Origin of the sequence: Mycobacterium sp. (assembly GCF_050701675.1) — a bacterium.
Taxonomy (GTDB): Bacteria; Actinomycetota; Actinomycetes; order Mycobacteriales; family Mycobacteriaceae; genus Mycobacterium.
In genome coordinates, this window is the sequence record NZ_JBOGDD010000122.1 from 1 (window position 1) to 9,895 (window position 9,895).

The following is a 9,895-nucleotide window of genomic DNA, read 5'->3' on the forward strand; positions in this document are numbered from 1 at the left end:
CCCCAACACGATCGGCGCGACACCCGCACCCCCAACGGAAGTAACGACGACTCCGATCGGCGCATCAATCGTGGCCTGAAGCTGCGCGAAGTCAGTGCTCAGGTCTGCTGCCGGCGATGCACTCGTCGTCAGCGGCACGGGTTTGGCAGACGTGATCGCGCCGGGTTCCGCCGGGAGTGTCCGAATGACCTTTGGGGTGGCGGTCATCGTAGAGTCTGACGACGTGCGAGTTACCAGCAATGCTGAGAACCCACTAGCCAGCACCACGAGGACACTGACAAGCGTCCAGAGCACACGCACCCTGGTCGGGCGTTTAGAGGCCGGAGTGGCGTGTGACGGCATGCGACTCAGGGTCGGAGAAACGCCACGGTGCCGTTGACTACCGCAGCGGCATAGGCCGCCCGGCCCTGATCGCTCGTCATCCGCGCGGCGTCGTCGGCGTTTCGCATGTTGCCAAGCTCGACCAGGATCGCCGGATACTCGGCGAGGTTCAGACCGGCGAGGTCCGAACGCCCATACAGCCCGTTGGACCCGAGATAGGTCGAGGGTGGAAGTCCAGAAGCAGCGAGCGCGTCACGCATGTCGTTGGCGAGCTGTAATGAGGGCGCGCCCTGGGAGTCGAAAAGCGGCGGAGCGGAGTAGTTGACGTGGAAGCCGTGGCCGGAGGCCGGTCCGCCGTCACCGTGGATGCTGACGATCGCGTCGGGGTGCTGGGCATTGGCCGCGGCCGCGCGGGCATCCACGCACGGCGCCGGGCCGCTGTCGTCGGCGCGGGTCAGCACGGTCTCGGCGCCCATCGCGTTGAGTGCGTTCTGGACCAGCAGCGCGACGTCCCAGGTGAACGCGTGCTCGGGGAAGCCTGCGTCGGTGGCGGTCCCCGTGGTCTGGCAGTCCTTGGTGCCGCCGCGGCCGTTGGGCACCTGGCGACCCAGCGGTCCGTCGGCCGCGGAACCGTGACCAGGATCGAGGACGATCACCTTGCCTGCGAGATCGGCGGCATGGGCCTGCGGCGCCGGCCCGACCACCAGCTCCGCGCCGACCAGCAGCGGGGCGGCCATCAGCACCAGTGCGCGCAGCGCCCAACGCTAACAAAGCCCGCCGGTGGCCCCCGGCGGGAAATTCTGCGTCCAGTGCCGGGCGACGTCGACTCTGCGCGTGATCCACACCTTGTCGTGGGACTGCACGTAGTCGAGGAACCGCCCGAGTGCCGCGATGCGCGCGGGGCGCCCGACGAGGCGGCAGTGCAAGCCGATCGACAACATCTTCGGAGCCCCCGCCTCACCCTCGGCGTACAGCACGTCGAACGCGTCACGCAGGTAGGTGAAGAAGTCGGTCCCGCTGGGGAATCCGCTGGGCGACACGTACTTCATGTCGTTGGTGTCGAGGGTGTACGGAACGACGAGGTGATCCTTGCCATCCACCCGGGTCCAGTAGGGCAGGTCGTCGGCGTAGGAGTCGGAGTCGTAGAGGAAGCCGCCGTGCTCGACCACCAGTCGGCGCGTCTGCGGCGAATCCCGGCCCGTGTACCAGCCCAGCGGTGCCGAGCCGGTCAGTTCCGTCATCAGGCGGACCGCCGCGGCCAGGTGCTCGCGCTCGGTGTCCTCGTCGATGAGTTGATAGCTCAGCCAGCGCAGACCGTGACAGGCGATCTCGTCGCCCCTGGCCTGGAACGCGGCGAGCGCCTCCGGGTTGCGCGCGAGTGCCGTGGCGACGCCGAAGATCGTGAGCGGAAGCTGACGCTCGTCGAACATCCGCAGCACCCGCCAGAGCCCCGCCCGGGAGCCGTATTCGTACAGCGACTCCATGCTCATGTGCCGGTTCGGGAAGGGCTGTGCACCAATGATTTCGGAGAGGAACGTCTCGGACGACTCGTCACCGTGCAGGACGTTGTTCTCCCCGCCCTCCTCGTAGTTCAGGACGAACTGCATGGCGATGTTGGCGCCGCCGGGCCAGCGCGGATCGGGCGGGTGCGGGCCGTATCCGACCATGTCGCGTGGGTACTCGTCGGTGGTCGGCGTCATGGTGGAATTGTGGCAGTGGACTAGCGCAGTTTCGCGATGACCGTCTCGGCGAAGCGCTCGATGGGCCCGCGGAATTGCGCGACCTGGCCCGAATCGCCCTCGGCCGTCCCCATCCACGGTGCGCACATCACCGCCGTGACGCCGAGATCCTCGGCCCGCTCGTAGAGCTCCGCGCTCGGCGCGTCCAGGAGCGCGAGCATGATCTCGAACGGTTCGTCGCTCCGCCCGTACTCGCGGCGCAGCTCCCGGAGGCGCTCGAGGTAGGGCACGGCGTCGTTCCAGGTGTAGGCGGTGCCCACCCAGCCGTCGCACGAACGCGCGGCGCGGCGCAGGGCGGCCTCGGACTCGCCGCCGCACATGATCGGCACGGGCGTCAGCGGGTGTGGTTCGAGCATCAGCTCCGGCACCTCGTAGTACTCCCCGCTCCACGACACCCAGCCGCCCTGCCACAGCGCCCGCAGCGCGGGGATCATCTCGTCGAGCCGCTTTCCGCGATTGCCGAACGATTGCCCCAGCAGCTCGAACTCCTCGCGCATCCAGCCCGCCCCAACCGTCAGCGCCACCCGACCCTCGGAGATGACGGCGGCGGTGGCCACCTGCTTGGCCACCTCCACCAGCGGGCGGGACGGCGCGATGTACACGGCGTTGGTGAAGCGCAGCCGCGTGGTCGTGGCCGCCATCGCTCCGATCATCACCCACGAATCGGGCCATGCCGTTTCCGGTGGCCACGGCGGGGCATCCGCGCCGGACGGGTACGGCGACGTCAGCGTCCGTGGGTAGATCAGGTGGTCGGCACAGATCATGCCGTCGAAGCCGGTTTCGTCGAGCATTCGCGTGACTGCAAGGGCGTCGGAGGTGTTCATGAACGCCGTGCCCGACCAGAACTGCATCGCACCACCCTGCCCCATCTCGGCGTTTTTCCACCGCGGTTTGCGGGCAAGCTCAGACCATGCCCTCGCTGCTGTGGTTCCGGCGCGACCTGCGCCTGCACGACCTACCGCCGATCCTCGACGCCGCTCGAGAAGACCGGGACGTGCTCGCCTGCTACGTCCTCGATCCACGGCTGAAGGCGACCGCGGGCCCTCGGCGGCTGATGTTCCTGTACGACTCGCTCCGGGAGCTCCGCGACGGACTCGACGGGCGGCTGTTGGTCACCCAGGGCCGTCCAGAGTCCCGAATCCCCGCTCTGGTCAAGGAGATCCACGCGACCGCGGTGCACGTCTCCGCCGACTTCTCGCCATTCGGGATGCGCCGCGACGCTGCGGTCCGCGAGGCGCTCGCCGACGTGCCGCTCGAGGAGTCCGGTTCCCCCTACCTGGTGTCCCCCGGCCGGGTGACCAAGGGCGACGGCACGCCCTACAAGGTGTTCACGCCGTTCTACGCGGCGTGGCGCGAACACGGCTGGCGCACGCCCGCCAAGACCGGCGCGGAGTCGGCACGCTGGATCGACCCCGCCGACGTGAGCGGCGGCGTCGACGTCCCGAGGGGCGACGCCGAACTCGACAACGCCGCCGGTGAAGCCGCGGCCCGGAAGCAGTGGAAGAAGTTCGTCGACTCGACCCTGAGCGCCTACTCCGAAGACCGAAACCGGCCCGACCGCGACGGCACCAGCCGGATGTCGGCGCACCTCAAGTTCGGCACCATCCACCCGCGCACCATGGCTGCCGATCTCGGCAGCGGCAGCGGCGCGCAGGCCTATCTGCGGGAGTTGGCGTTCCGCGACTTCTACGCCTCGGTTCTGCACGCGTGGCCGGACAGCGCGTGGTGGAACTGGAACAAGTCCTTCGACCGCATCGCGGTGGACGAAGACCGCGACGCCGAGAAGCGGTTCCAGGCGTGGAAGGCGGGCGCGACGGGCTTCCCGATCGTCGACGCGGGTATGCGCCAGCTCGCCGAGACCGGCTTCATGCACAACCGGGTGCGGATGATCGCCGCGTCGTTCCTCGTCAAGGATCTGCACCTGCCGTGGCAGTGGGGTGCGCGGTGGTTCCTTGAGCAGCTGACCGACGGCGACATGGCCAGCAACCAGCACGGTTGGCAGTGGGCCGCCGGGTGCGGGACCGATGCCGCGCCGTACTTCCGGGTGTTCAACCCGACGACGCAGGGCAAGAAGTTCGATCCCGATGGCGCCTACGTGAAGCGCTGGGTGCCGGAGGTCGGCGGCGGGGACTATCCGGAGCCGATGCTCGACCACGCCGCCGAACGCCTCGAGGCGCTGCGTCGCTACGAGGCCATCCGATGAATACGACAACGTGTCGTATGCCAGAATGGGCTCCGTTCACTGGGACGTTGATTGGGACCCTTGAGGAGCAGCCGTGGCGAACACCGAGGTCGAACGACACACCGGCGTTGACGTCGAAGACGTGCCGTCGGCGAATTGGGGATGGTCGAAGGAGAACCACCGCGCCATCCAGATCGGCGGCATCCTGGCGGGCTTGTTCATGCTTGCCATGCTGAGGGGCAACCACGTCGGTCACGTCGAGGACATCTTCCTCATCCTGTTCGCGCTGACCATCTTCGGCATCGTGTTCCGCGACTGGTGGCTGCGTCGCCGCGGGTGGACCCGCTAGGCCCGGTTCGACGCGACCTGGACGTGACTTCGACGTGACAATGGCGCGAATTGTTGTAAACCTGGAGGGATGAGTCTCGTCGCGGGGCGCGGTCCCCTCAGTGCCGATCCGGTCGGTTGGTTCTCGACTCCGCTGCCCACCGACGTCGTGTTCCTCGAACCGCATGCCCGTCGCATCCAGGCGGTGCTGAACGGACATACCGTCATCGACACCGAGCACGCGCTTGTGGTGCACCGCCGCGACCACGCGCTCAGCTATGCGTTTTCTGCCGACGAGGTCGCAGCGCTCCCCGGTGAAGCGGTGCCCGAGGCGCCTGGTTACGTCCACGTACCGTGGAACGCCGTCGACACGTGGTTCGAAGAGGGACGCAAACTCGTCCACTACCCGCCCAATCCGTATCACCGGGTCGACTGCCGACCGACGACGAGGGGTTTACGCGCCACGGTCGGCGGCGTTGTGCTGGTCGACACCACCGACACCGTGATCGTCTTCGAAACAGCGCTCGCTCCACGGCTTTACGTCGACCCCGCCGTGGTCCGTACCGACCTGCTGCGGCAATCCGAGTCGACGAGCTACTGCAACTACAAGGGCGATGCCACCTACTGGTCGGCCGTCGTCGGTGGCGTCGTCCACCAGGACGTGGCATGGAGTTACCAGGACCCGCTGCCCGAGACCGTTCCCATCCGCGGGTACCTCAGCTTCGACGAAACCCGCACAGAGGTGATCGCCGAGCTTCCGGTCGGCGTGACGCGATGACGGGTCCGGTCGTCACGGCCGTACCCGGCAAACCCAATCTGCTGCTCGGCAGTTACGACGTCGCCGCGCTGGGTTACCGGGCCGAGGAGTTCTTCATCAGCGGAACGGCCACGTCCTACGCCGCGACCGGCGATCTGAACGCCGACGGGCGGTGGCGTGTCGCACCGGCCCGCGACGCGGACTACACCACCCGGATCGTGGTCCTGACCCCGGAGCACGTGTCCGCCTTCAACGGAACGGTTCTGGTGGAGTGGCTCAACGTCTCCGGCGGCATCGACGCCCCCGCGGTGTGGTTCATGGCGCATCGCGAGATGCTGCGCGAGGGATACGCCTACGTCGCGGTCTCGGCGCAGGAGGTGGGCGTGCAGGGCGGCGACAGCCCCGGGGGCCATGACATGTCGTTGAAGACCCAGGACCCGGTGCGCTACGCACCCCTGCGTCACCCCGGGGACGCCTTCTCCTACGACGTGTTCTCTCAGATCGGTCGGCTCGTCCGCTCCAGTCAACCCGGCGGCGTGCTGAGCGCACTGACCCCGGAACACGTTCTCGCCGTTGGCGAATCACAATCCGCCATGTACTTGACCACGTACGTCAACGCCGTCGACCCGCTGGCCGAAGTGTACGACGGCTTCCTGGTGCATTCCCGGTTCGCCCCCGCCGCACCGCTGGACGGGGTGTCCATGCTCGAGCCGTCGAGCGCGACCATGCCCGACGCGGTCAGGATCCGTCCCGATCTCCGCGTCCCGGTGCTGGTGATCATCACCGAGACCGACCTGCTCGGCGGCCCCCTACTGGCCTACTACACGGCGAGACAGCCCGACGAGGCGCGGCTGCGGGTCTGGGAGATTCCCGGCACCGCCCATGCCGACAACTACACGATTCAGGTCGCCCCGATCGACACCGGATTCGCCCCGCTGAGCGCGATCGTGGCCGCCTACGCGCCCACCACCACCCTGATGGGCGAGCAAGTGGCACAACCCATCAACTTCGGCCCGCAACACCACTACGTGCTCCAGGCGGCACTGGCCGGTCTGCGCAACTGGGTGCGCACCGGCGAGCCGGCACCGAGCGCGCCGCAGATCGAGTTGAGCGCCGCCGACCCACCGCAGCTGGTGCTCGACGACCATGGAATCGCCAAGGGCGGGGTCTGGACTCCGTGGGTCGACGTGCCGATTGCGAGAACGTCTGGGCTCGGTGGCGACGGGAACTTCATGGCCAGCCTCTTCGGCTCGGGCGAGGTGTTCGACGCCGCCACCGTGGCAAGCCTGTACCCGGGCGGGTCGGACGAGTATCTACGGCTCTTCGAGATTGCCCTCGACGAGGCAGTCCGATCCGGCTTCATCGTCGCAGCGGACCGCGGCGAGATCCTCGAACTCGCCGCAGCGACATACCCATTGAACCGGTGAGCGTCCTCCGCCGCGCTGCGCTCAGCTCGCGTCGATCACCAGGCGGCCGAACCGCTCGATGACCTCCACCGCGTGGGCCAGGCTGTCACCGGGTACCTGGACCTGAATCCACGTGACGCCGAGCGCCGCGAGTTTCTCGACCCCGTCGAGGTAGGCGTCGGGGTTGAAGTCCTCGTCCGCGGGGTTCCCGCCCGCCGAATTCGTGAACGTCACGTCCAGCGCAGCCGGGTCTCGGCCCGCGGCTTCGGACCGACGGTGCAGATCGTCGATACCCGTCTTCAATTCATCGAGGGTCTCCATCGATGCGGTGCGTGCGGTCTGCGCCAGCACCGCAGGAGCGGGGAAGGGGCACCACCCGTCGCCGAAGGCGGCGACGCGACGCCGGGCCGCACCGGTGTTTCCACCGATCCAGATCGGCGGATGCGGTCGAGTCACGGGGCGGGGATGGGCGGTGATCCCACTGGCGGTGAAGTGACGGCCCTCGAAGCTGACGTCGTCGGTGGTCCACACGGTGCGGATGACCTGCAGTGCTTCCTCCACCAGATCGGCGCGCTCCTCGAAATCGACTCCGAGAGCCGCGAACTCGCGCTTGAGGTAGCCGACTCCGACGGCAAGGGTGAAACGACCACCGGACAGCAGGTCCAGAGTCGCTCCCGCCTTCGCGACGACGAAGGGATTGCGGTACGGCAGCACCACGACGTTCGGGATCAACCTCAGCGTCGTGGTGTGGGCGGCGGCAAAACCCATCGCCACGAAGGGATCAAGCGCGTCGTGGCCGCCGGATTCCAGCCACCGTTGGGTCGGCGCGGGATGATCGGTGAATCCGAAACCGCTGAATCCGGCCGCCTCTGCGGCCGCCGCCACCGCAGCGACACCGGACCCGACGACGAGTTCCGGGTTGTACGGATGGCTGTGCATCGGGTGGGTGAAGGTGTAGCGCATTGGGCTCACTCCCCTTGTCGTGTGGACGGTCAGGACACCTTGGCGGGCGAGTAGTTGGGACGCCCGAGCCCGAGCGCGTGCTGCGCGATCATGTTCCGGAACACCTCGAGGGTTCCGCCGTAGATACCCATCGGAGCGGCCAGCCGGAACAGGAATTCCACCCCGCCGTCATCGGCCGCTCCGCTCGTCCCCGCGGGCAGCGCGGCAGCGACGCCGACGATGTCCATGAGATCGGCCGTCACCTCGCGCATGACCTGTGCGTTGGCAACGCGACCGAACATCTCCGGCGTGCTCATCGCCGCCTCCATCCTGGCGATGCTGCGACCCAGCCGGTACCGAACGGAACCCTCGTCGATCGGGCGTAGGCCCGTGGGGTCCGCCTGCGCCAGGATTCCCGCGATGCGGTCGACGGCTTGGGCAAGCAGAAGGACGTGCTCCGACATCACGGCGATCTTCTGCAGCCCGTCGGCATCCCGCTCGACCGTGCCGTGTTCGGCGTTGAGCGCTCCACGCAGAACCACCCATCCGCCGTTGACCTCGCCGACTCGGTACCGGTCCTCGACCCTCACGTCGCTGTAATAGGTGATGTTGGTTCGATCCCCGTCGACGGTGCGGATGCCCTGGATCTCGATGCCCGGCGAATCCAGAGGGACGAGGAACATGGTCAGGCTCTGGTGTTTCGGCGCGTTTGGATCGGTGTTGGTGATGAGGAAGACGTACTGCGCATTCTGGGCGTTCGACGTGAACATCTTGGAGCCGTTGATGATCCAGCCCCCGCCGTCGCGTACCGCTCGCGTCTTGCACGTGGCGACGTCGGAACCGCCACCGGGCTCGGTGTAGCCAAGACAAAGCCGCGTATCACCGGCGAGGACCCCTGGCATGACGTCCGCGAACAGTTCGGGTGAGGCGAACTGCCGGAGCGCGTTGGCGACCATGGCCGTGGTTCCCGAGTGAAACCACGGGGTGCGGGACCGGCCGATCTCGAGTTCGAAGATGCGCAGGCGAAGCGCGTTGAAACCGCCGTCCGCCCCGGCCTGGTAGTACTGCGTCAGGTAACCCGCGTCGCCGAGTGCCCGGTGCACCCCCTCGTCGAAGTTTTCACCGGTCTCTCGGTCGCGACTGATCACCTCGTCGGTGACGAGCTCTGCCAGGAGTGCTCTCAGGTCGTCTCGGAATGCCTGGTCCTCCTCGGACAGGTCGACTCTGGAGAAGTCCACGGTTCTACCTTCCTCCGATCACATCGACTGCTTCAGCGCAGCAACGGTTTCCAGATCCTCGATCGCCGAGACGGCACGTTGGAGGCCTTCCAGCGAGATGGCCTCGGTCTGCATGCCGCCGAGGCCGGCCGTGGTCAGCGGCGAGACGAACGCGTACGTCACGGCCTGGCGGTAGCGGGTCCACAGGTCGTCGCGGTCGAACTCGGGGCCTCCTGCCGCGGCAACCGACTTGCGGTACACGTCCAGCAGGTCATGCTCAGCCGCCCGGCGGTCGGCGACGGGGAGGCCGAGCACCAGCGTGTAGGTCAGATCGCGGGCGGGGTGGCCCCGCCGAACCACCTGCCAGTCCAGCAGACCCGCGCGGCCGTCGCGGAAGTAGGTATTGCCAGGGTGGGAGTCACCGTGCAGAACGGTGTGCGTCCCCGCGTCGACGATCTCCGTCGCCTGCTGGTAGTTCTCCCAGAGGAAGCGCCCCGTTTCGATCGGGATCGCGGTCCGCTCGGCGAGCTTGCGTGCCGACATCTTCATCAGCGCAGGCGTGAGCAGGTTCGTCGGCTCGGTCGACGGGGCCTTGAGCCAGCTGAATTCTCCTGCGGTCCCGGCCTTCTCGGGCAATCTTCCCCAGAAGGCGCCGTGCAGGCCCGCAAGCACCTCCATCAACGACGCCATCTGGTCGACGGTCAGCGGGTTCAGGGTGTCGGCGAACCGGCACGGGCTGATCGTCATGTCCTCGAGAACGACGACGTACCGTCCGGTCAGGGGGTCGAACGCCGATCCGTACGACCGCGGTATCCCGTCACCGAGAGCGGGTGCCAACCGACTGTAGAACCGGGACTCGGTCTCCCCCAGCCCAGCCAACTCGCCGAGCATCCTGGTGGCCGCCGTGGCGGCCGCGAGCTTCACGAAGACCGAAGCGGGCACGTCCTCGCCGGTGAGCGCAAGCCTTGCCCTCGACGACGTCCCCGCCTCGCCGTCGATGACCG

The 9,895-nt window shown here is 67.7% G+C and carries 10 protein-coding genes and 1 pseudogene; 4 read left to right on the forward strand and 7 right to left on the reverse strand.

Features of this window, described 5'->3' with window-relative positions; genetic code table 11:
- From ACRDUX_RS03690 to ACRDUX_RS03705, 4 genes and pseudogenes are all read right to left on the reverse strand, one after another.
- A pseudogene (locus tag ACRDUX_RS03690) lies at positions 1-207 on the reverse strand (hypothetical protein); the annotation flags it as partial.
- A gap of 140 nt (positions 208-347) precedes the next feature.
- Complete coding sequence (locus tag ACRDUX_RS03695; RefSeq protein WP_526411128.1) at positions 348-1,058, reverse strand: Rv3717 family N-acetylmuramoyl-L-alanine amidase; 711 nt, start codon at positions 1,056-1,058, stop codon at positions 348-350.
- Between the two features lie 27 nt (positions 1,059-1,085).
- Positions 1,086-2,021 (reverse strand): allantoinase PuuE, encoded by a 936-nt coding sequence (gene puuE, locus ACRDUX_RS03700; RefSeq protein WP_526411130.1) that lies wholly within the window; start codon positions 2,019-2,021, stop codon positions 1,086-1,088.
- 20 nt (positions 2,022-2,041) lie between these two features.
- Positions 2,042-2,911, reverse strand: coding sequence for a TIGR03619 family F420-dependent LLM class oxidoreductase (locus ACRDUX_RS03705; RefSeq protein WP_526411132.1), 870 nt, complete (start codon positions 2,909-2,911; stop codon positions 2,042-2,044).
- Between the two features lie 59 nt (positions 2,912-2,970).
- Between ACRDUX_RS03705 and ACRDUX_RS03710 the strand changes: the two genes are divergently transcribed.
- From ACRDUX_RS03710 to ACRDUX_RS03725, 4 genes are all read left to right on the forward strand, one after another.
- Positions 2,971-4,263 (forward strand): cryptochrome/photolyase family protein, encoded by a 1,293-nt coding sequence (locus ACRDUX_RS03710; protein ID WP_526411134.1) that lies wholly within the window; start codon positions 2,971-2,973, stop codon positions 4,261-4,263.
- Positions 4,264-4,336: 73 nt separating this feature from the next.
- Positions 4,337-4,591, forward strand: coding sequence for a DUF2631 domain-containing protein (locus ACRDUX_RS03715; RefSeq protein WP_526411136.1), 255 nt, complete (start codon positions 4,337-4,339; stop codon positions 4,589-4,591).
- A 69-nt stretch (positions 4,592-4,660) separates the two neighbouring features.
- Positions 4,661-5,347 carry a DUF427 domain-containing protein gene (locus tag ACRDUX_RS03720; protein WP_526411138.1) on the forward strand — a complete coding sequence of 229 codons (687 nt, stop codon included), beginning with the start codon at positions 4,661-4,663 and terminating at the stop codon, positions 5,345-5,347.
- On the forward strand, positions 5,344-6,753 hold the full coding sequence (locus tag ACRDUX_RS03725) for an alpha/beta hydrolase domain-containing protein (protein ID WP_526411139.1): 1,410 nt from the start codon (positions 5,344-5,346) through the stop codon (positions 6,751-6,753). Before ACRDUX_RS03720 ends, ACRDUX_RS03725 begins: the two co-directional genes overlap by 4 nt.
- A gap of 21 nt (positions 6,754-6,774) precedes the next feature.
- Here ACRDUX_RS03725 and ACRDUX_RS03730 read toward each other — a convergent pair whose 3' ends face one another.
- The 3 genes from ACRDUX_RS03730 to ACRDUX_RS03740 form a co-directional block, all read right to left on the reverse strand.
- Positions 6,775-7,695: an LLM class F420-dependent oxidoreductase gene (locus tag ACRDUX_RS03730; RefSeq protein ID WP_526411141.1), complete on the reverse strand. Its 921-nt coding sequence runs from the start codon at positions 7,693-7,695 to the stop codon at positions 6,775-6,777.
- 29 nt (positions 7,696-7,724) lie between these two features.
- Entirely contained in the window at positions 7,725-8,912 is a 1,188-nt protein-coding gene (locus ACRDUX_RS03735) for an acyl-CoA dehydrogenase family protein (RefSeq protein WP_526411143.1), read from the reverse strand.
- 18 nt (positions 8,913-8,930) lie between these two features.
- A partial coding sequence (locus ACRDUX_RS03740; protein WP_526411145.1) for a phosphotransferase occupies positions 8,931-9,895 on the reverse strand: 965 nt, incomplete at its 5' end.